Annotated in this window: 18 protein-coding genes and 1 tRNA gene; 2 read left to right on the top strand and 17 right to left on the bottom strand. The window is 37.7% G+C overall.

The annotated features are described in order from the left end of the window. Positions 1–580: 580 nt before the first annotated feature. From FJR37_RS17255 to FJR37_RS17275, 5 genes are all read right to left on the bottom strand, one after another. Positions 581–1,051 carry a PAM68 family protein gene (locus tag FJR37_RS17255; RefSeq protein ID WP_168466632.1) on the bottom strand — a complete coding sequence of 157 codons (471 nt, stop codon included), beginning with the start codon at positions 1,049–1,051 and terminating at the stop codon, positions 581–583. Positions 1,052–1,063: 12 nt separating this feature from the next. Further along, the gene (gene rpsO, locus FJR37_RS17260) at positions 1,064–1,333 is read right to left on the bottom strand and encodes a 30S ribosomal protein S15 (protein WP_027404050.1); all 270 of its coding nucleotides are present in this window, start codon (positions 1,331–1,333) and stop codon (positions 1,064–1,066) included. Between the two features lie 154 nt (positions 1,334–1,487). Continuing rightward, on the bottom strand, positions 1,488–1,898 hold the full coding sequence (locus FJR37_RS17265) for a YggT family protein (RefSeq protein WP_053539917.1): 411 nt from the start codon (positions 1,896–1,898) through the stop codon (positions 1,488–1,490). A gap of 80 nt (positions 1,899–1,978) precedes the next feature. Beyond that, the gene (locus FJR37_RS17270) at positions 1,979–2,134 is read right to left on the bottom strand and encodes a lmo0937 family membrane protein (RefSeq protein WP_148762249.1); all 156 of its coding nucleotides are present in this window, start codon (positions 2,132–2,134) and stop codon (positions 1,979–1,981) included. A 678-nt stretch (positions 2,135–2,812) separates the two neighbouring features. After that, on the bottom strand, positions 2,813–3,289 hold the full coding sequence (locus tag FJR37_RS17275) for a hypothetical protein (protein WP_039201532.1): 477 nt from the start codon (positions 3,287–3,289) through the stop codon (positions 2,813–2,815). A 127-nt stretch (positions 3,290–3,416) separates the two neighbouring features. Here FJR37_RS17275 and FJR37_RS17280 point away from each other — a divergent pair, with 127 nt between their 5' ends. Further along, on the top strand, positions 3,417–4,670 hold the full coding sequence (locus FJR37_RS17280) for a hypothetical protein (RefSeq protein ID WP_168466633.1): 1,254 nt from the start codon (positions 3,417–3,419) through the stop codon (positions 4,668–4,670). A 124-nt stretch (positions 4,671–4,794) separates the two neighbouring features. On the opposite strand, the gene FJR37_RS17285 is transcribed toward FJR37_RS17280, so the two are convergent. The 10 genes from FJR37_RS17285 to FJR37_RS17330 all read right to left on the bottom strand — a co-directional run bounded on the left by FJR37_RS17285 (position 4,795) and on the right by FJR37_RS17330 (position 20,316). Beyond that, on the bottom strand, positions 4,795–5,940 hold the full coding sequence (locus tag FJR37_RS17285; RefSeq protein ID WP_053539930.1) for a SpoIID/LytB domain-containing protein: 1,146 nt from the start codon (positions 5,938–5,940) through the stop codon (positions 4,795–4,797). A 124-nt stretch (positions 5,941–6,064) separates the two neighbouring features. After that, the gene (locus FJR37_RS17290) at positions 6,065–8,269 is read right to left on the bottom strand and encodes a polysaccharide biosynthesis tyrosine autokinase (RefSeq protein WP_174763445.1); all 2,205 of its coding nucleotides are present in this window, start codon (positions 8,267–8,269) and stop codon (positions 6,065–6,067) included. 876 nt (positions 8,270–9,145) lie between these two features. Then, positions 9,146–9,217 (bottom strand) — tRNA-Gln (locus tag FJR37_RS17295). A gap of 143 nt (positions 9,218–9,360) precedes the next feature. Continuing rightward, entirely contained in the window at positions 9,361–10,173 is an 813-nt protein-coding gene (locus tag FJR37_RS17300) for a carbon-nitrogen hydrolase family protein (protein WP_168466634.1), read from the bottom strand. A 120-nt stretch (positions 10,174–10,293) separates the two neighbouring features. After that, positions 10,294–13,128, bottom strand: a complete 2,835-nt coding sequence (locus FJR37_RS17305) for a pentapeptide repeat-containing protein (protein ID WP_168466635.1) — start codon at positions 13,126–13,128, stop codon at positions 10,294–10,296. Between the two features lie 126 nt (positions 13,129–13,254). Continuing rightward, the gene (locus tag FJR37_RS17310) at positions 13,255–13,908 is read right to left on the bottom strand and encodes an HAD family hydrolase (RefSeq protein WP_027404057.1); all 654 of its coding nucleotides are present in this window, start codon (positions 13,906–13,908) and stop codon (positions 13,255–13,257) included. 118 nt (positions 13,909–14,026) lie between these two features. After that, on the bottom strand, positions 14,027–15,220 hold the full coding sequence (locus FJR37_RS17315) for an NAD(P)/FAD-dependent oxidoreductase (protein ID WP_168466636.1): 1,194 nt from the start codon (positions 15,218–15,220) through the stop codon (positions 14,027–14,029). Between the two features lie 549 nt (positions 15,221–15,769). Next, the gene (locus tag FJR37_RS17320; RefSeq protein ID WP_168466637.1) at positions 15,770–16,921 is read right to left on the bottom strand and encodes a succinylglutamate desuccinylase/aspartoacylase family protein; all 1,152 of its coding nucleotides are present in this window, start codon (positions 16,919–16,921) and stop codon (positions 15,770–15,772) included. Positions 16,922–17,123: 202 nt separating this feature from the next. Next, positions 17,124–18,572: a bifunctional orotidine-5'-phosphate decarboxylase/orotate phosphoribosyltransferase gene (locus tag FJR37_RS17325; RefSeq protein WP_168466638.1), complete on the bottom strand. Its 1,449-nt coding sequence runs from the start codon at positions 18,570–18,572 to the stop codon at positions 17,124–17,126. A gap of 103 nt (positions 18,573–18,675) precedes the next feature. Beyond that, positions 18,676–20,316 carry a DUF655 domain-containing protein gene (locus FJR37_RS17330; RefSeq protein ID WP_168466639.1) on the bottom strand — a complete coding sequence of 547 codons (1,641 nt, stop codon included), beginning with the start codon at positions 20,314–20,316 and terminating at the stop codon, positions 18,676–18,678. 142 nt (positions 20,317–20,458) lie between these two features. On the opposite strand from FJR37_RS17330, the gene FJR37_RS17335 reads away from it, so the two are divergent. Then, positions 20,459–21,607, top strand: coding sequence for a cysteine desulfurase family protein (locus FJR37_RS17335; RefSeq protein ID WP_168466640.1), 1,149 nt, complete (start codon positions 20,459–20,461; stop codon positions 21,605–21,607). A gap of 100 nt (positions 21,608–21,707) precedes the next feature. Here FJR37_RS17335 and FJR37_RS17340 read toward each other — a convergent pair whose 3' ends face one another. Together FJR37_RS17340 and FJR37_RS17345 are read right to left on the bottom strand one after the other, a co-directional pair. Continuing rightward, on the bottom strand, positions 21,708–22,070 hold the full coding sequence (locus tag FJR37_RS17340; RefSeq protein WP_027404063.1) for a phage holin family protein: 363 nt from the start codon (positions 22,068–22,070) through the stop codon (positions 21,708–21,710). 366 nt (positions 22,071–22,436) lie between these two features. Beyond that, entirely contained in the window at positions 22,437–22,724 is a 288-nt protein-coding gene (locus FJR37_RS17345) for a DUF4090 family protein (RefSeq protein ID WP_039200652.1), read from the bottom strand. Positions 22,725–22,865 lie beyond the last annotated feature (141 nt).

The raw sequence follows: 22,865 nt of genomic DNA on the forward strand, positions 1-22,865 counted from the left end.
GGTTTATTTACGCCGTTTTGTACTAGTGGTCTGTCAAGCTTAAAATTGTGAGTAGCATTATTCTGTATTGACTGTTCCACAATAATTGCGGAAATCGGTAACGCACAAAATCAAAATTGACAGACCACTAGGGTGTTGATTCTGTACCTTTTGAGGAGGTAAAAATTCATCCACAATCTCTGGCATCTATTTCAGGCAAAACCCTATACTACATGGACTTTTTGAGTATATGTTTGAAGCACCAGAAGAAGATGACTTGGAAGAAACAACACAACCAACCTTTCAGGCTCACAAATAGGCATCATCAACGTTGGCAACGAATTGAAGGACAACGCCAGTCAACGAGTCGGTGATTTAACTCAAACAAACGGTGCAAACGTAGCAGAACTATTACAAATTTGTTCATGAATCAATTCCTGTGCTGATTGTTGAACAATTCCAATAGATCAAAAATATCTGGAGTTAAACATATAAATACAAATGTAGCGCCAGGTATTTTTTGCTGAATATTGGGTATAAACCAGAAAAATATAGTCTTTCCAACTTACCCCATATACAGTTATTACCTGGACGCTGCTTGTTAGACGTTCTTTTTCTGGGTCTCACGCCAAACTTCGGTCATCCTTCCCCAGTTAGTGCTAAATTCATCCAAACCCAGGAAAGTTCCCGGTTTTTCTTCATCCCAAGAAGCGGAAAGAACACCATAGGTAATTCCTAACACCCCTAAACCAAATAATCCCATATTTACCAACAAAACGGCGATAGGAGGAAGTTGGATATCAGCCAAGGTAACTAGCAAATAGCTAACTATCAAACTAGAAATCCCTAAAGCTGTGGGGACACCGCAAAAACCAGCTACTCTGCGAATCATCCGCTGGCTAACTACTTCAGGAATCGCCATTTCTTGTTTAGAATAACGGCGTTGCTGTTGCGGTTTTTCCTGAGTCTCTTCGGTCTTGAGGACGGGCGGAGTTTTAGTCTTAGCAGGTTTTGGACGCTTTTTGTTTGGCTCGAAAGGCAATGGACTACGTTCCGATTCTTCAGCAGCCATAAGAATTAGTTCCTAACCGCGAATACCAAGACGAGTAATTAAGGCTTTATATTTTTCTTGACTACCTGCTTGGATATAAGCTAGAAGACGCTTTCTTTGGCCAATCATCTTCAATAGTCCTCTACGGGAGGAATGGTCTTTTTTATTAGCTTGCAAATGTTGACTGAGGCGGTTAATGCGGTCAGTTAGCATTGCAATTTGGACATCAGCCGAACCAGTGTCGGTTTCATGAACTTGATATCCAGAAATGAGTTCTTGTTTGCGCTGTTGCGTCAGAGCCATGATCGGTTAAATTGTGATTGTTTTTAAATTTGTGTAGCAGTTTCCTATAATATCACACCCATCCATTGGTGTGGCAAATTCCTCTAGGACTCTTGACACTCTTAGGGCTTAACAATAGTAATGAAATTAAAGCCTCTCATTTTTCAACTTTTCTCTACCGACCATAGAGAAATTTGACCAGCCATAGAGCGAGCCAGCCTAAGAGAGCATACACGATAATTGCAATTAGGACATTGATATCAAAAACATTTGCTCCACCTCCAGCAACAGGACTAATTAACAAGGTGGAAAATGGCGCAATGAAGGGATCAGAAAGATTGTAAATAAACTGGGCAAAAGTATTTTGCGTATTTGCCCCGGAAAAACGTAGAAAGAAGCGTAACATCAGCAGGATTTCCAGCATTCCCACTAGAAGGTAAATGCTATTGATAATCCAGGCAAATATAGATCTGCGTTTGCTAGATTCAAGTCGTCCCTCCTCCTGTTGCAATCGGAAAGTTTCTTCTTCACTGCGAAGTTCTTGCCTTCGCGCAGAATTGCTTCGTTCATGAGGATTTCTATTCATAAGTTTGAGATTTTTATTAATATGGCTATAACTTCAGTGCTTGTATTCAAACCTCAGATACAGCCTTGCATCCTCAAAAATTAGACTATGCGGCGACCAATTAGTAAATTGTAAACTATTCCAATTAGAGCTAAAACTAAAAGCAGATGAATTAAGCTACCTCCGACATGAACTGAGAATCCTAACAGCCAGAGGACAAAGAGTACAACAGCAGCCGTCCAAATTAGATTAATCATAAGATCTCGCGGTAAGTGGGAAACTCAGTCCCTTTAGGGCTGAGAGGGATGGTTCGACGCAGCTCACCAGCCGCGACACGAGCGGTTTTAACCGCTGTGGATATTAAAATTGAAACCAGATTTTTGATTGGAACCTGGAAACCAACTCCCTTGCGGGGTAATGTTAGCTAGATGCCTCCGGCACGCTGCGCGAACGACCTGTTATAAGAGCTTGTTAGGCTGAAAGCACTGTTCCAGTGACCTTAGAACTGTTTAACTTACAGCGACAGAGCGGGGAACTAGCTACGCATTCCGAGGTGTCGTGACTCAAATAACGGCTACCCTTCGACTCCCTTCGACTTCGCTACCTCGACTTCGCTCGGCACAAGTCAGGGCAAGTGGCTCAGGGTGGTCTGGTCAGTACGGCTTGCTTGATTTCTCTTACAAGCCCAGTCCCTTTAGGGCTGGGTTACTGACATTTGCCTTTTACTATATAGTGTGTTACTATAGAAGTCTTTGGTCATGCAAATATCTTATCTGAACATGATTAAATCTCAATCCTCAAGAAGAGATAGTCCCACAGAAAGAGAACAAATTTAATAGACATCGACCGAATTTAAATATGCGTATCCTAAAACCCTTGTAGAGACGTTCCATGGAACGTCTCTACATTATTTTCTGGAGATATCCAATCTAATATTACTCCGGTGATTTGAGAGCTTGATCTAAAACTTGTCTAGCTTGTTCTGCTTTTCCCCTCGCTTCCTGGTAACGCAAATTAGCTTGAGCAAAATTTTTGAGAACTTTAAAACCTTCTTTGAGATGGGTAATTTCTTCCTCGGTGACAGATTTATCGGAAAACAGGACATCAATGGCTTGACGAATTTCTAAGGCTTCAGTGCGTGATTCTTGGACTTTTAACTTCAGGGAAGCTAAATTACTGAGAATTTGCACTGCTTGGGTAATTTCGTCTTCACGGCTAGAAGCATCTGTAGTTGGTTCTTTCACCTCAATTAATTGTTGCGGACCAAATCCCTCTTCTAGTTCCGTTGGTAATTCACCAGCCTCCATGAGTTCCATTAACTGATCCATGGCTTTATCACGGGCTTTAGCGGAATCTTTACCAGGAACAATCAGGATAAGTTCCGGGCTTTGAGCGAGACTGTACTGAACCATAGGTGTATATATAAATCCTAGCTAATTTGTGAAAAGTATGATGGCAATTAAGAACCGCAAAGAAAAGAAATTTAGCTTCAATTATACTGAATAAAGGTAAACCAAAATATAACAAAAGGGAAGATTTATGACTCCCAATCCCGCTATTATGCGTTCTGTGGAACAACTAGGCTACCGAGTCACAGTTGGTGATGTAGCCACCCAGATAGGATTAAATATAGCTGAAGTAAATCAAAGTTTATTAGCCCTTGCTGCTGACGCTGGGGGACATTTACAGGTTGCAGAATCAGGTGATGTTGTTTACCAATTTCCCAAAAATTTTCGGGATATTATCCGCAATAAATACTTGCAAATCCGATTGCAAGAATGGTGGAAAAAAGTTTGGTCTGTCCTATTTTATCTGATTCGGATTTCCTTTGGCATCCTTTTAGTTGCTTCTATCTTGCTGATTACTGTGACTATCATCATTATTATGACTGCTAGTTCAGATCGAGATAATGACAACCGCAGTAGTTCTAGAAGCAATAATTTCTTCTTTTTTCCGGATTTATTCTGGTATTTTAGCCCAAATTATGGTGATACCCGTCAAGAAAGACGGAGGGAACGGGGCGAAGGTAGTGAAATGAATTTTTTTGAGGCTGTGTTTTCATTCTTGTTTGGTGATGGTGATCCTAATGCTACTTTGGAAGAACGCCGTTGGGAAGAAATTGGGGCTGTGATTAGTAATAATCAAGGTGCTGTAGTTGCAGAACAAATTGCTCCTTATTTAGATGATATTGGCGAAAAATATCAACAAGAATATGAGGATTATATGTTGCCTGTGCTGGTAAGATTTAATGGAATGCCCCAGGTAAGTTCTGACGGGCAAATAGTCTATTATTTCCCAGAGTTACAAGTAAGAGCTAGTAAAAAGCAACGGCGTTCAATATCTGAATATCTCCATGAATTTTCCTGGAAGTTTAGTGCGGCTAGTTCTGGGCAAATTCTCCTCAGCACTGGTTTAGGAGGAGTGAATTTTGTTGGAGCTTTAATTTTGGGCAATTTATTAAGAAATGGCACAATTGCGACTCAAATTGGGGGATTAGTCGCTTTTGTGCAAGGAATTTATGGACTTCTATTAGCTTATGGTATTGGTTTTTTAGCTATTCCTTTAATCCGGTATTTTTGGATTAAACGACGCAATGATCAGGTTTCTACTCGCAATCTTCAACGTCAAGAACGAGCTAGATTATTAGCAGGTGCAGATGCTTCTTTGCAGAAAAAGATCGCTTTTGCTCGTGAATTTGCCACAGAAAAAGTTATTGGTAAAGAAGATTCTGTTTATTCCACAGATACAGATTTACTCGAACAGGAATTTCAGAATAAGCAAATAGGTGATTAGTCAGTTGTCAGTTGTCAGTTGTCATTGGGAAAATTCTTTCTCCCCCCTACTCCCCCTACTCCCCCCCCTACTCCCCCCTACTCCCCCCTACTCCCCCCTACTCCCCCTACTCCCCCTACTCCCCCTACTTTGCTTGAATGGGTGTCAGGGCTACACCTTTGTAGTAGTATCCTAAAATTTGCAGGTGGTTTGCACCACGTTTTGCTAGTTCGTAAGCTCCCCACTGGCTCATTCCTAAACCGTGTCCAAAACCTAGTCCTTGGAGAACAAAACCGCCATTTACGTCTTTATTAACAATAAAACGGGTACTTTTAATTCTGAGTGCGGTTCTCACTTCTTCACCTTGGAGAATTTTAGTCCCTTTATCACCAATAATTTTTAGGGATTTGACACTTTTAAATGGTGAGAGAGTTTCGATGATCATGTCTTTGACATTACCGACACCGGAAATTCTGGTGCTAATTTCTCCGGGGGTAAAGGTTTTTACCCAGTTACATTCTTTGATATTTTGATCAAAGTCGGGAACAGCCCGCAGGTAAGGTTCTTTGCTAGTCCAAACATCTTCGACGTTTTCCGTGTGTCCACCGGAACAAGCGTGAAAGACGGAAAGAATGATTTGGTTGTTGTAGGTGAGGACTTTGCCGGCGGTGGTGTCTGCTGCGCTGTAGGTTTTGGGGGATTCACTACTGACACCTTTGTAAATTTGCCAACGGTCTGGACTATCTCCTAAGTCGTAAAGGGGATTTCTCCGTTGTCTTTCACGTTCATAGAGGGCATAGGTACGGGCTGCTATGGCTTGAGCTTTCAGGGCTTCCTGTGGCCAGCTAGTGTCCATTTCTCCACCAATGACGCTGTAGAGATATTCTTCTAAATCTACCCAGTTCACAGCGGTTAAACCATTGGCTGTGGGGACTACTAGGGTTCTACCACGAAACCAGCGATCGCCAATATAAACATATCCCTTCTTGGTGGGTTCTATCCAAAATAACCCGGATTGCCATCTATCTAAAGCTACTCCTCCAGGAACTGCTTGAGCCGCAAAGGCACTCATTCCCGGTAGTTCTCCAAGAGTCTTACCACTACTATCTTTCACAATAGCGGTTGTGGAAGCACCGACTTTTACCTGTTTGACTTCTCTTTCAATTGCCACACGCAGAATTACAGATGCTTGTGCAGGAGCAAGTAATACAAACCAGATCAGGATACCTATCCACCAATGTCTACCTTTAATCTCAGAAAACAAATTGCCTAATAAAAGTTGGAATTTCATGCTAATTGTTTGATCACAAGCGTCTACTATTCTAGTTCAGCAATTCTCTAAACAGACAGATTGAGAACTGGAAACTGGGTAATTTTCTTTCTTCTTTCTTCTTCTAAACTCCTGACTCCTCTTTTCAAGGTGTCAATATTTGGGGAGAATCATAAACTTCATTACCAACAATGCCAATTAAATTTAACTTGCTTAAAATTTCTGTAGCTTCCATCAATTTATGGGGAGTAACTTTACCAATCCGTCCTACCATAACAATCCCATTACATAAAGAAGCCACAATTCTGCCATCAACTGTATCTAAAACAGAGGGTGCATCTATTAAGACTAAATCATAGTTTAGTTCAAATAAATCCATTAATTCTTGCATTCGCTCGGAACTCAGTAGATTCACCGCATCCTCTGGGATGGGACCAGCAGTTAAAACATCAATAGCTGGGTGGATAGGCTGAATGTAAGTATTAAATGATGTATTGATATCATCAACCAGTAATAAGGATAAACCCCAATCATTGGTCAGCCCTAGAGTTTTATGTAAACTGGGAGAACGCAAATTAGCATCAATTATTAATACTCTTTGGTGCATTCGAGCCGCACTAGATCCTAACCCTAAAGCCAAAGTTGTTTTTCCTTCTCCTGGTAGTGCAGAAGTTAACATCAATGATTTTAAAGGTAGAGAATTATTTAACATCTGAATATTCTGGTAAATAATATCCAATGTTTTATGATTCGGCAAATTTTTGATAATTCCTGGATGAGAAATATCTACATTTTTAGATTTATCTCTAACTATAGATTTGAGTTGGTTTGTCCAACTATTTTGACGTTTTCCTAATCTTGGTACTGACCCCAATAACTGAATATTGGTCAAATTTTGTAAATCCTGAGTATAGAAAATTGCATTATTAAATTTTTCCCAAATTAAGGCTGCTGCTAAACCCAATATTGGACCCATTAATATTCCTCCGAAAATTAGTAACCAGCGTAAATTACCTATATGTATTCCTAAAGCGGGTTCTTCTAAAATTTGCCAATTAAAACCTTCTTGAGCAATTTTGATACCTAATGAATTTTGCGCTTGCGTCAATTGTTGCAGTGTTTTGCGATAAATTTCTATATTGGCAACTAACCTCTTGTATTCTGTAATTAAACTTGGATATGTATTCAGCAAAGAACGAATTTCTTGTTCGGATGCTGCTAAATCACGATCATGAGCAATTAGTCCTAATGCGTTCATTTTTAATTGAGTTAAATCATTTTCTACCTTTGGGATGATTTGTTTTGATAATTTTGATTTACTATTGATAGTAATAGTTTTATTTTGTCCTTGTTGTTGTAATAGTGTACTGATAATTTGCTGTTTCTGCTTCAGTTGTTGGATGATAGGATGTTTTTCTGTATAAAGAAAACGAGCTTGCGTTAAGGCTTGTTCTGTTTGCTTAAATTCACTAATTAAGGCTTGACTTTGGCTAGATTCCGGGGAATCATTCATATTTATGTTATTTTGATTGGAAGACTCAATTGCTTGTTCTAGGCTGTTATGTCTAATTTGGACATCTTGCAGTTGAGCGCGAGTTGTTTGCCGCTGTTTTTGAATATCTGCTAAAGACTGTAATAAAATTTGACTTTGTAAAACTGGATCAATTAAACTATTTTGTTGACGAAATTTTTCTAATTTTTTCTCGGCTTTTAATACATCTTTTTGCAGTTGCGGTATATGGTTATTAACAAAAGCTAATGCTTGATTAATCCGCTGATTTTTTTGATCGGTATTATAGTCCTGATATACTTTCTCTAAAGCTTGTAATACTCTTTTTGTCCTGAGAGGATCTTTGTCTGTAAAAGAGAGTAAAAATACTTGGGTAAAATTTTGATTAACTCCTGTATCTACTGGTAACTGAGTTAGTCCTAAAGATGAAACTTCATCAATTTTGCTGTTATTATAAATATCTTCTATGGTCATTTGTGGGTAATCAGCATGAAGTAAATTTACAGTTTTCTGTAGTAATTTACTACTCAGCATTAATTTAACTTGACTACTGTAGTCAATGGATGATAGCTGCGGTTTACGTAAGTCTTCTGTTATCTTTTCGATTTTGCTATTTGGTAAAGATTTATCTGAATTATAACTTACCAATATTTGCATATAGCTTTGATAAGTTGGTTTAGTAGTGACAGCTATCAGACTTGTTACTGACATGACTGCACAGGAAATCCCTAATATTAACCACCGATGATAAAGTGCAATTGGAACTATTTTTTTGATATCAATTACCCTATGTGTAGAGCTAGTAAGTAATTTTCTCAATGTTATCGCATTTGTAGCCACAATCATATTCCTCTCATATTGCAACAATATATCTGGAAGAAGATGATAATTAGAAAACTTTTAGAGATATTTGATACTCAATGTTTTCTGGTTAATAATCAATACTTATTCTTCCTATGATTACAGATATACTTAACAGAAAGTATTCAGCAAGTAGTTCTTGGCTAATACATTCAAACAGGTATATGTCTAATCAGTGTGAGGAACATAAATTTTCTGCAAATATTGTGGAAATATTTATCTTGTAAGTAATGGGACAGAATTAATTACACAATTGATTTTTCTGTTCCCTGTTCCCTGCGATGCACTGAGCTTGTCGAAGTGTTCCCTGTTCCCTCTGAAGCCGTTTTGTACTAGTACAGGTTGGCGTAAATAACATAACCATTAAAAGCTCCGAAAATTTGATTGATTACAATAGAGATATTGAAAATGGTTCATTCACTTACGCCACAGTGTACTAGTGGTCTGTCAATTTTGTTTTTGTGTTTAATCGGTTCCTAAATCAAAGATTCCCAAAATTGGATACAGACAATTTTAAGCTTGACAGACCACTAGGCTTCATTGGTGTCAACTTAATCTCAAATCCCTACCACATCTCGTCATCTCGTTCCTAGTCTCTGACTAGGAATGCAGTTGATGAGGCTCTGCCTCTAATATTAGAGACTTCCAAGAAATAAATTATCCCAAGCCAGTCAGAGACTGGGAATGAGATGACTTGAGTTCTTTGCGGGATAGAGGTTTTACGTTAAGTTGACACCAATGAAGCTCTTGCTTTACCCCTACGAATCAAGGTTTTTTGTGATTTTACAAAAGTCCATGTTCCAACTGGTTTAACTATAAAAAAAAGCAAGCTGTTAAAACTTGCTTTTTCTATAACTGGGGCGCTAGGATTCGAACCTAGGGATGGCGGGACCAAAACCCACTGCCTTACCACTTGGCTACGCCCCAACGAATTCACTATAGAGAATATAGCAGTTCTCTTCAGATAATGTCAAGTGTTTAGGAAAAAAATTTTTTGCTGACTTAGGAAATAGATCCAAATAGATCCCCGACTTCTTGAAGAAGTCGGGGATCTGCCGGGGTTTGAGTGGTTAAAATACGCGATGCTGTAGGGATGGCATTTGGCGACGAACTTGTTCTAGTCGGGTGGGTTTGATTTCGGCGATCGCCACTCCTGGTTTTTCCCCAGCGTCTGCTAAAATGACACCCCAAGGGTCAATAATCATGGCGTGTCCATGAGTTTGGCGACGGTCATAATTAGTACCAGTTTGGGCGGGAGCAATAACGTAACAGGTATTTTCTATCGCCCTAGATTGGAGTAATACTTGCCAATGGTCTTTACCAGTAAAAGCCGTAAAGGCTGCGGGAACAAATAGAATATCTGCGCCTTGATTGGATAGATGTCGGTACAGTTCGGGAAAGCGAACATCATAGCAAATGGAAAGGCCAATTTTCCCTAACTCCGGGGAAGCGTAAACGGGAGGTAATTCAAGTCCAGCCATGACGGTGCGGGATTCTTGATAGGTATTACCATCAGGGACATTGACATCAAATAAATGGACTTTTTGGTAACGGGCGAGTTCTTGACCGTTGGCATTTATCAGTAATGCTGTATTATAAACTTTACTGCTACTATCTACAGGGATAGGGAAGCCGCCGCCGAGAATGGTAACTTGAAAGCGTTGTGCCATTTTTTGGAGAAATGTTTCCGTTGCTTGAGCGATCGCATTTCCTTGAGCTAGTTTATCCTTTTCTTCCCCCATAAAAGAGAAATTTTCTGGTAAACCCACCAACTCTGCACCTTGACGCACAGCCAAATCAATTAATTCTTCTGCTTGTGCCAAATTTTTTTGTAAATCAGGCACACTGGTCATTTGAATAGCGGCGGCTAAATAAGACTTCATAGATTCAAGAACAAACGGTAGATTGAGACAATTATAGATATCTAAATATATCCTCATATCATTCCATTTTAAACAAAAAGTAGGGGCGGGGTTTCCCCGGACAATTTCTCCCCCCAGAAATTAAAAGTCTCTCAAAAATCGTTTCTTTAAAGTCAAGGGGACATTTTTCGCCATTTCTAAACCTTCCACATTTTGCCAATTAGTTTTTTCATCCCAACGAATAGCGCCAAAGGTATTATCGCTAAATATAGCACCCATAAAATTTGCACCATCAAAGTTTGCACCGCGTAAGTCTGCACCACTCAGATTAGCGCGACTCAAATCCACATCTTGAAGATTTGCACCGCATAAGTTAGCACGACTCAGATTAGCACCACTCAAGTAAGTTTCTGCTAAATTTGCACCAGAAAAATCTACATCTCTTAAATCTGAACCAATGAAATAAGCACGGTTAAGGTTAGCATAGCTAAAGTTTGCCCCATAAAGACTAGCGCGGCTGAGGTCTGCTTCTGTTAAATCCGCGTAACTAAGATTTATTTGTAACAAACTGGCACTACGAAGATGAGCGCCACCCAAAAATTGACCAACTAAACTGCGGAAATTTTCACCCTGTAAACAACTACTGTAATAAATAATATTTTGTAATTGATAGGTGAAATTATTCTCTTCCGGTTGACCAGAGGGATAAAAAATTATATGCTCTTTGAGTAACTCATCTTCTTGAGCATAACGCTGTATAGCTAAAAGTAAAATCATCACATTTAACCCAGCATAAACATCTACTTGACGCTGACCTAATTGATAAACACCAGCATTTTGCAATTCTCGCAGCTTAGTCTGGGGTAAGGTTTCTTCAGCCGTATCAATAAATTTACCTTGACACCAACTAACATAAAAATCATCCAACCGTCTATATAGTTGTACCCAACGAAAATTGGGAATAGCAATCATTAAACCCATTAAATATTCAACTATTTCTTGGGTAAGAATGCCAAAACCCAGCAAATCATAAATTTGCCAATTCATCTCTGCTTCATTAGTAATTAATTCTTTCGCAGATTCCGTATTATAATACTGTGTCCAGGCAGTTAGGCTTAATTTCAACCTGTCAGCAAAGAGAAATTCACGAAAACTTTGATGGCTAAACTTTACCTGATTGTCTGACTCATGATCAGGATAAACATAAAAATCTGCTAAGGGTGTTTTGATAATTTCATCAGTGATGGATTTTGCATCATCTCCCAGCCGAGATTTTAGCATTGATATTGCAGAAAATTCTTCACCTGACTGGGTGACAGCAACAGCAGCTTCTGTGAGAATATCTTTTAAATTTGGTAATTGATCATGGAAAGTATCACCTGATTTAGAAATCAACCAATTTATAACTGCTTGATAAATTAAAGCCGTAGCAGTTCGAGTATTATCCGCTGCTAAATTATCAATTACCAGTTGATCATCTCGATACATTCCCGCCAAAAAGTATAGTAACAATGGTTCACAAATTAATTTTTGAATAATTGCAGGACATTTTTGATTCACTAGAAACTGCTGTAAATCTGTATTTTTGCCGTGATTATTTGGTAGAGATTGCCATTTTCCTAACCATTGTTGTTGTTGTTGTTGATCTAAGGGAAGAATTTCTACTCTTTCTAAATTTGTGGGTAAATTAGAGATAATTGATAAAGGAATCACATTGCTGGTAATTAATACCTTATGTCCCATGCTTTCATCATTTTCACATTGTTGCTGAAATTCGCTAACTTGCCGAATAAATTTTTCCAGATTTTGATTATTTCTAGACGCAGTTGGTAATTCGTCCCAACCATCAAAGATAAAAACAAAACGATGATTTTTATTTCTTAACCAATTATGATCACCACGAATCAAGCTAATATCTAAATTTGCAGTTAATGTTTCTGCTAACTGAGATGATAAAACTTTGATATCTTTGACATTAATTAAAATTGGTGTCCAGTAAGGATGTAAATGTTGTCTGATCCAATTTGCGAATATTTTGCAGAAAACACTTTTACCTCTGCCTCTTTTTCCTTGGATAAATATAAATTTTTCTAAGTTGTTTTCAGTCAAGATATTTTTCTTTACCCATGCTTCTAAATCACAAGATTCAGCATTAATATTTATTTGCCCATATTGATTTACAGATTGAGCTTTAAGAGGAATATAAATATTCTTCAATGAGCAGGTTTGATCAAATACCTGATCTAATGCTTGAGTATCAATGTGATGTTTCAGATATTCCTGAATGTTTTGAATATTCTGGCATTCTGCTGTCCATGTATCTCGACAATTTGGGATGATATCATCCTCTAGATCTATCAAAAACTTGATAATATGTGAGTTGGTATTGACCGCAATTCGTTTTGCTAAAAGTCTGGCTGGATATTTACCCAAATAGTCAGATATCAACCTTGTGGATAATAATTGATTAAATGCTACTGCTAATTCAGATTTATGAAAACATTCAATGGTCTGGATAGCAGTTTTTTCATCTAATTCAATATTATTGATAGTTGCTAATATTTTTCCTAATTCTTCATTTTTATTGGGGTGATCATAGTTTAAAGAAGGGTATAAAGATAAAATATCCCGGATGCTTTCTAAATAGGCAACTTGACTAATAATAGATATGTAATCTGCTAAAGTAGGCGTTTCTTGAGAAAGATCACGATAAGATTTGAGAACAGCTACTCCCAGAGATAAAAATGATAATTCTCCAGTTATTATTGGGGTTAATGGTGAACACAATACATCTAATAAAGAAGATGAATTTTGCAGTAACAGTTGCAAAATTTCTAAATTAGCACCTTGTGATTGAATGGCTGTTGCTACTTCTAAAACTACTTCACCTGTTGCGGTGGTTGTATTGATACTTTCCGCTGTCACTGAGAAAGCTTGACGAAATTGATACCAAATATTTGATAGAGATTTTTTCATACTACTCAAACTAGTTAAAAATATAATTTATAGGTTAACAGTAATCACTTGTAAATATAGCTATATATAAAATTTTTGCAAGAAAAATTTACACCACAAACCTATATTCACCGTATAATTACGGTATTAGACGGTGGGATTACGGTTAATCCAAACGCCTCTGATTCCTGCCGATTTAGCCCCATAATAATCATCTGTTATGCTGTCACCAATGTGCCATGCTTCTTCTGGTGAACATTTATGCTTGTTTAAAGCAATTTTAAATATTTCTGGATCTGGTTTAGCGGCACGAACTTGAGTGGAAATGGTGATAGAGGAAAAGTATTCTCTGAGTCTTAAACCTTGCAATACTAAATATAAACGAGAATCAAAATTAGATAATACTCCTAATTCAACTCCTAAGCGTCGCCAGTTCATTAACGCCAAAGTTACATCAGGATAAACATACCAAGGTTCAGGAGTTCCAAAGTGGATATAAAGTTCGGTAAAAAAAGCGGTAAAATCGGTAAATTCTTGGAGAACACCGGCACCTTCAAAGGTATTTAAGGCAATTATCCGCCACCAATCGTATTCACGCTGGGGAATATCTCTGATATCTGCATCAAGAAATATCGGTGGTGGTGAGGCTTTGAAGCTTTTGACAAAGTTTTGATCTAAAATTTGGGCGGAAACTTCTACACCAAATTCTTGGGCGATTTGTCGGTAAATTTCCCCAACACTACCTTTAATCCCAAACAATGTACCAACAGCATCTACAAAAATAACTTTAGGCTTTTTCATAAGAATTAATTCTTTAGTCCGCAGCAGTCGCTAAATACATAGCCATAATATCTGAATTTGTCTAGTTTACCATTTCAGATCCCCGACTTCTTTGAGAAGTCGGGGATCTTTAATTTAATTACTTGGAAATGGCTTCTATGATGGGGCTAACTAACCAATTAAACCCGACTTTCAATTGATGATTTAACGTGGGTAAACGATATAGATAAGCCAGCCGACGGGCTAAGTAGGCAACAGAACCATCTAATTGCACACCTAACCCGGTGAGGGTGGCGTTATCTATTCCTAAAGCCATCATTTCTCCTAATGGTTGATAGCGGAAGGGGAGGAGGGGACGATTGGTGATGGTAGCCCAGATATTCCAAGCGGTATAATCGGCTTGTTGAAAGGCGACTTGGGCGGTGGCGGGGACTTGTTTTCCTTCTGCGTCGAGACAGTCGGCTAAGTCTCCTAAAGCAAAGATTTCGGGATGTTCTATGGCTTGTAGTTGGGCTGTGGTGGTGATTTGTCCGCGCTGATTGTGCTTGAGGGGTAAGGCTGTGACAATTGGAGAAACTTTTGTTCCCACTGTCCAAATGACTAAATCTACGGGTATGGTGTCTACTTGATTTTTATACTCTAGGGAGATGCTATCTTGATTAATTGCTGCTACTTTGGTTTCTAGGTCAATAAATACGCCTTTACTATCTAAGGCTTTTTTCGCGGCTTCACGGTTAAATTCTGGGGAAGTGCGTAAAATTTGGTCGCTGAGTTCAATGAGGCGAAAACGTCCTTTTTCGCCGATTCTGTCTGCTAGTTTACAAGCTAATTCTACGCCGCTGTAACCCGCACCAACTATGGCAACACGGATTTTTTCTGGCTTTGCTGCTTCGAGAGTTCGCAACCGTTCTTCCAATTTGTAGGCATCTGTGATAGTACGGAAAGGGTAAGCATGAGTGGCAGCACCAGGAACTAAATCTAGGGGTGTTTCGCCACCTAAGGCTAAGACTAAGCGGTCATAATTTAGTTCTGATTTATCTGCTAATTGGACTGTTTGTTTGTTGATATCTATGGCGGAAACAGCGGCTTGGTGGAACTGGATTCCTGTTCCTTGCAGTAGTTCTGAGTATGGTGGGGCGATTTCCCAGGTTTGGAGTTCTCTGGTGAGGAGTTCGTAAAGCAGGGGAGAAAAGACAAAGCGATCGCTCTGATCTACTAAAATAATCTCAGGTTTGGGTGTAGATTCCCAGGGTAATTGGCTTAAACGAAGCGCGGTGTAGAGTCCACCAAAGCCACCGCCTAGTATACAAATTTTTGTAGTTGCTTGAGTCATAATTTTTTTAGGTGCTAAATCCCAGTCAGATATTTATTTTAGTGTAATGTTTTATTACGGTTTCTTGCCATTAACCGACAATCCTGATATCTATCTTCATGCAAATCAAGACAAATGGTAATTTTATTTATACTGAAAACGATTCATAGTTTAACCAAATATGAAACCCCTCTGGTAAACCTCTCCAGTATTAAATGTTATTCCTTTTCCCTCTCCTCTTAGGAGAGGGTTAGAGGGTGTTTGAAAAGTTATGGTTGATGTATCAAATATTTTTTACCCCTCCCTAACCCTCCCCTTGTAAAGGGGAGGGAACTGGATTTTTATTGTTTCCCCCCTTTACAAGGGGAAAGGGGGTAGCAATGTGATGAAAATTACGGAATACCACTTTTAAAACATCCTCTTAGGGAGAGGTGCGGGGAGAGGCTTTGAACTTGTTCTTTGTATGATAAAAAAGTCCAGTTTACAGGCGTTTTGAGTATAAGAATCAAGATTTGAACGCAGATAAACGCAAATAAACGCAGATGAATTAATAGATTGAATAATTCTGTGTTAAATGTTTTCCATGACAAACTGCATAGTCGCTAATACAAATTCTCCTTCGTTAACAGAGTTATTTATTGATGTATCATAAACCAAGCCTGTTTTCTCTGCATGAACATGAATAGTTATGGGTAATTCACCAATTTTATTGAATGTCAGAACTTGATATAGCAAATCTCCCTGATTTACTGAAGTACCTAATTCAGCTTTAGATAAAATCATTCCTCCTACGGGACTCCAATATTTTTTGAGTTGACTAAGTGAACGAAAGTTGGTTTGATGAGATATAGTTTTTGATTGGGTAAATTCCTGTATTGCTAAAATACCTTTTTGAGTTAAATAGTTTTTAATTCCCCGCACTCCTTTAGTTACTGAATCTGGATTCATTTGCATTCCTGTTCCTAATTCTAAAGTCCATGCTTCTTTATCAAATATCATTTTTTGTCCGGTTAATTTTAATAAAGCATTCTCTAAAGCTAACCAGGGTTTTATGAATGATTCATCAAAAGCATCACCATCATATTCATCAAATAAAATGGCATAATTGAGGAGAAATAAATTGGCACTTTCTTCTCGATTTCGGAAATAATAAAGGTATTCTATTCCTTCTCCAGTGTGACTATGTAAATCAATGACGTAATCTGCATCGAAAGAAAGAGATTGCAGTTTATAGCGATATTTATCAGTTAGTTGTACACTACTAGGGGCATTGATTTTATCTAAAAGACTATCGAAACTAGATTTAATTTTTTGGGAAAAGTTATATTTAATTGTACCTATATCTAAACCAATTTGAGAACGGGCAAATTCTTCTATGTCATCATGTTGTTTTTCATAATCCCAAAAAATTCTATTCCAATTTTGACTATCATAAATATTGAATCTACCCGTAGAAAAATTATGAGTTCGCTGGTTAACAGCTAAGGGATTACAAACAGGTACAAGCCAAACTTCTCCTATTATCTGAGTATTATTTAATGTTGTGAGAAAATCAATTAATTGGTAAATGACAGCATTGCCAACAATTTCCGCACCGTGTAAGTTAGATTGGATATATACTTTTTTACCAGATTTAGCACCAATAAATTTATATACCTGGAGAGAAAGAAACTCACCAGAAGCAAGTTGAAAAAGGGGAATAGTTGCAATAGTGGGAATCATAAATCAAATCCCTAGTCAAACTAATAAACAGTTTACTACAAAATCCTAATTATTGAATTAGTTTTGTATCACTATCTTGAGAATAAATGTCTAATTTATTTCAGATAAGAGACTTCCAAGAAATAAATTATCCTAAGAAACGAACCACAGAGGCACAGAGTACACAGAGAGAGAATTTCTGCATCAGTTTTGGGACATTTTTTTATTTGGAAGTCTCTAAGGTTTTAAATTGTTCCTCACTAATACGTCCTGCTGCATATAAAGTTTCTGTGATTTCAGAGATTGTTAAAACTGCGTGTGCTTGATAACCATTTTCTCGCAATCTGTCTTTTACACCTTGTTCATGGTCCATAAATACTACAATATCATTGACATTTAATCCTGCATATTTTAACTTTTCTGCTCCTTCCATTACGCTTTTACCACTGATTAGAATATCGTCAACAACGACAACAACTTCTCCAGGATTAAAATTACCTTCTATTACCTTGCGGGTTCCGTGTGCTTTTACTTCTTTGCGAGGAAAAATCATCGGGGAATTTAGATGTAATGATAATCCAGTAGCAGTAGGTAAAGAACCATAAGGAATACCGGCTATTCTATCATAAGTTAGGTCTTTAAGAATCTCTGCATAAGCAATTACTATCTGATGAAATATTTGGGGATTGGAAATGATTTTACGGAGGTCTATATAATAGGGAAACGTAGCTCCAGAAGCTTGGACAAATTCACCAAACATGATACAACCAATGTCATAAAGTTGTAGAATTAAATCTAAAAGCGGGTGTTTATTTAACAAACAAACATCGGAAAACCAGACGGAACAAGTGGAGTTTTCTTGGGAAATTTCAGTTCTGAGATGATTAATTTCCGCCCTTAAAGATTGCAGTTGTGTAGATAGATTTTCACTTCCTAACATATCTTGAGAAACGGGAAGAAGTAACCCATCACCATTATAATTTAATCCCGCTGATAGCAAGTTTTTAAGATTACCACCTTCAGACCAAATACTGCGGGCTAAAATTACTCTTTCTGGTGCTTCTTTGCGAATTTTTGCTAAAATATCTGGCTGAATAGTTCCTACTTCTAAACCTAGTTGTTCAGGTGTTCCCCAATTTTTTGCTTCTTTAACTACTTGTAAATAAAAAGGGGATTCCGCTGTAGGATATTGCTGTAAAATTGCCGCACCTGGATTAGAAGTTGTACACAAAATAAAAACGGCTTTATCGGGATAAACTAAAAAGGGTGCTACGTGATCTTGTCCTGCGTAAGGACTCAATGTAATCGCATCAATCTGCCATTCTTCAAAAACAGTTTTAGCAAAAATTGTACTAGTATTAAGATCGCTATGTTTAGCATCTAATATAATCGGAATGTGGGCAGGAATAGCTTTTAAAGTTCGTTGTAGTAATTCCCATCCCGGAATACCTAAAGCTGCGTAAAATCCCAGAGTTGGTTTATAGGCACATACTAAATCACTGGTTTGGGAAATAGTAAATTCTAACCAATTCCACAGACTATCAATCATACTTCTGGGATCTGATTTCTGGGAATATCGTTCAGGGAGCATTTCTGGATTAGGATCTAGTCCTACAAATAGTAAACTCTGATTTTGAGCGATCGCCCCATTCAATTTATCGTAAAATTTCATAAGTTCTCCTAGCAATATTTTAACTTTAAGGCACTTACTAAAATACTAACTCGCTTTCTCTACTATTATATCATTAATGGTAACATGATTATCCGTATATGCGTTAATCTGAGGTAAATGTGGTCATTCCCTCCCATTCTGCCAAGATTTTAGCACTAATTCCCGGTACTTTATCTACATCTTGTAAAGAAGTAAATTTTTGCTGTTGACGGGCTATAATTATCCTTTGGGCTAACTTTTCACCCACACCAGGAAGAGTTTCTAATTCTGCTTGACTTGCTGTATTGAGATTAATTTTAGTGTTAATCGAATTTACAAAAGATGATGGTTGTTTGATTTGGGGACATTTTTTAACTTCCGCATCAATTTTAGATTTAATATTTGCTGGTAGACCAGGTTTTATTTTACCATAAAGGCGATTAAATTCCCGTTGATAATGTGCTGCTACTGTAGGATTTTCAATCACTATTAATGTTTCATCATTGCCATTATTTGCTGCTTCTGACCAATTATGTGAACCTGTAATTACGGTTTGGTTATCAATGACTGCAAATTTATCGTGTAATAAATCTCCCTTGGCTAAAATTGGGACTCCAACGGTAGAAATGGGATTTTTCCAAGGACGGTTATCAACTTCATATTTACAGTTATCACTTAAAGCAAATCCCATCATATCTAACGCTTCACTGTAGGGACGATAAGCAAATTGAGGTTCAATTAAAGCCCGAACTTGCACATTTTGATGATGACGTTCTTCGAGAATATTGGCAAGTTGTTGATCTGAAAATACAAATAATGCTAAATCTACGGTTTTCGTACTTGCAGATAAGGTTTTGGCAATTAACCCATTACTGGAATTACTCCAAGGTTCAGTAGGAGATGTTGGAGAAAAATGAATTGTAATTTTGCTATTCCCTAATGCAATTGTTTGTGGGTTACGAACAGGTTTTGTAACTCCAAATTTACTATCTGGTTTTCCTCCTACTCCGTCACCCCAGATAATATTAAACTCTTCTGTGAGTAGGGTTGCTAATTCAGAACTATCAATTTTTAATAAATTATTGGTATTCCCTAAACTACTAAGATTACTAATATCACCTGACGTATCACTAAAGGTAAAATTGGCAGAAGTAATAATCACAAAACGATCATCAACAATCACAAATTTATGGTGCATTAAACTACTACCCTTTGAACCATCAGCGGTATCATCTATCCAGGGAATCTGGGCATTTTGAACAATAGCTAAACCATCCCGTTGACTAATTTCCTCTGGTGTGATTTGATTATCTTGATTGATATCCACAAATTTCCGAAATTCTTGATATCGTTCTTGTTCTCTTTTTCCTAACTTCGCTATTTCTGCGGAAGTGAAACTACTCCACGGACGAGAATAATTACTTTCTAAAATTAACCTAATCTTTACGCCAGATTTTTGTTTTTGTGCTAATATTTGGGCAACTCTTGGTAAACGCAATTCTTGTACAGCTATATCTACAGTAGATTTAGCTTGGGAAATAGTGTCAACAATCTGCTTTTCTAAATCATCCCCTAACCGGGTTTGCTGACGATAGGTTTCTTTATATTCTGAAGATTGGGAATTATTAAAGTAAACTTGAATTAAAGGATCTTGGGGTAATGGTGCTAAACGCTGGTTTGATGATTGAACCTGTTGACAACTACCCAAGGTGAATAGCAATAAAAAGATATAAGGAAAATAACGGATTTGTGGGAAAATAAACACAGTAATCTGATAAAAGTAAATTACAGGGATTTTAATGTATTTATATCACACCCTGAATTAATTTCTTCCTTTGCGCCTTTGCGCCTTTGCGTGAAACTCTTACCTAAAAATAGCAATACGTAATTATTATTTATTAATTTTTATGCAAATATATCTAGATTACAGTGCAACTACTCCCACTCGTCCAGAAGCGATCGCAATTATCCAAACAATCCTAACACAACAGTGGGGTAATCCTTCCAGTTTACATGAATGGGGCAACCGTGCAGCTTTGGTTGTGGAAACAGCGAGAATGCAAGTAGCAGGATTAATTAACGCAGTTCCCGAATCTATTATTTTCACGTCTGGGGGAACAGAAGCAGATAATTTAGCAATTATGGGAGTGGCGCGGTGTTACACTACCCCCCAACATATGATCATTTCCAGTGTAGAACATTCCGCCATTTCTGAACCGGCGAAAATGTTAGAAAATTGGGGTTGGGAAGTTACCCGTTTGGGTGTAAATCATCAAGGAAGAGTTAACCCCGAAGATTTAACCGCAGCTTTGCGAGATAACACCGTGTTGGTATCTGTGATTTATGGACAAAGTGAAATAGGAACAGTTCAACCAATTGTAGAATTGGGAAAAATCACGAAAACACACGGCGCTTTATTTCACACAGATGCAGTGCAAGTTGCTGGACGTTTACCGCTAGATGTGCAGACATTACCTGTAGATTTATTGAGTCTATCCAGTCATAAAATCTATGGCGGTTTGGGTGCAGGGGCGTTATATGTGCGTCCTGGAGTGGAATTAATGCCGCTACTGGGTGGGGGTGGACAGGAGAACGGACTGCGTTCAGGGACGCAAGCAACGCCCGCTATTGCTGGATTTGGAGTAGCTGCGGAGTTAGCAGCACAGGAATTAGAGACGGAAAGCGAGAGATTGATCCTATTGCGCGATCGCCTCTTTGCCATTTTAGCAGATGTTCCGGGTTTAATACCCACAGGTGACAAAATTCATCGTTTACCCCATCATCTCAGCTTTTATTTAGAAGCAGCCGACGGAGAAAAAATCAGCGGTAAAACCTTAGTAAGACAGTTAAATTTAGCCGGAATTGGTATTAGTGCAGGTGCGGCTTGCAATAGTGGAAAATTAAACCCTAGTCCCATTTTATTAGCAATGGGATATTCTCAAAAAGCGGCTTTATGTGGAATTAGATTAACTTTAGGAAAACAGACAACAGCAGCGGATATTGATTGGACTGGGATAGTTGTGAAACAGATTTTGCAGAGATTAATCCCCAGTTGATTTTTGGAAATTAGATGTCTTAATTATTTGTATTGATAATATAACGAATAGGTGATAGTAAGTAATTACCAATCACCAATTACCAATTACCAGTTGACAATTAAACACCTAATAATTTGTAGATAATGTTATTGACAAGAGTAAGCGCAAAAGCACCTAAAATTGCACTCCAAATGCCAAAACGTAACCGGAAACCATCTACTAACCAAGCCGCAATACTAAAACAAGCAACAGCAATCATGAAAGTGAAGATACCAGATAATAAGTCAAAGGTGGCTAAATTTGGTATCACAAACAAAAATTTGAGAACTGGCTTCACTAATGCTGTAATAATACCTAAAACTGCGGCAGAAAAAATTGCCTTTTCAGGAGAATCAATTTCCACTCCTAAAGGTAATTTACTAATAATCCACAAACTAACAGCCGTTACTAACCAAACAATTAGCAGCGTCGTAATATCCATTACCAAAACCCCTGAAACGTGAATGTTGATATGACGATAAATACCTGGTTGACTTGGTTTCTTGATCTAAAAATCTTTGTAGCTTAACCAATTATTTATAAATTAGCAGCATTTTTGATGAGAACTGAAATTTATTCTAGATATCTTTAGGTTTACTATCTGCGTTCAAATATATACCGCTATACACAATATTTTATATGTTTAGGATTTACGCCTTGACAGGATTTCTCAAATATGCAATGTGAACTTTATCTATTGTAGGGTGCGTCAGACACAATATTTTCACAAAAAACAGACTTCCTCTATCTGACGCACCCTACTCAATAAGTTATTTTTACTACAAAATAAATAAAAACAGAATTTCTTTTATTTACCACCGTAGAAAAAAGCAATTTCCTTTTCTTTTAAAGGTGCAAAACCAGCTTCAACTAGTTTTTGATCAAGTTCAGCTTGGGGAATATGTTTAGCACCAATCCGAACAATGCGAGAACGCATGGTATTGGATACACCGCTGCGTTGTCTGCCTGATTCTAAACCCATAACTTGTTCATATAGGTCTAATTTAACTATGGGAATAGGAGAACCATCAAAATCAATTCCCCTTGATATCGCCCTATCAATAGCATCAGCACCCGTGGTATTTTCAGTGGTCATGGTAACGTATTTTCAGAGATGTTGAAATATTTTACCAGGGAATAGGGAACAGGGACGGTTCAGCTAGAATAAATTTTTCCGCTATTTCTGCTATATAATTAACTTATCGCTTGATTAATTTACATTAATTTGCTATAGATT

This window comes from Aphanizomenon sp. UHCC 0183, from assembly GCF_009712065.1.
Lineage (GTDB): Bacteria > Cyanobacteriota > Cyanobacteriia > Cyanobacteriales > Nostocaceae > Dolichospermum > Dolichospermum heterosporum.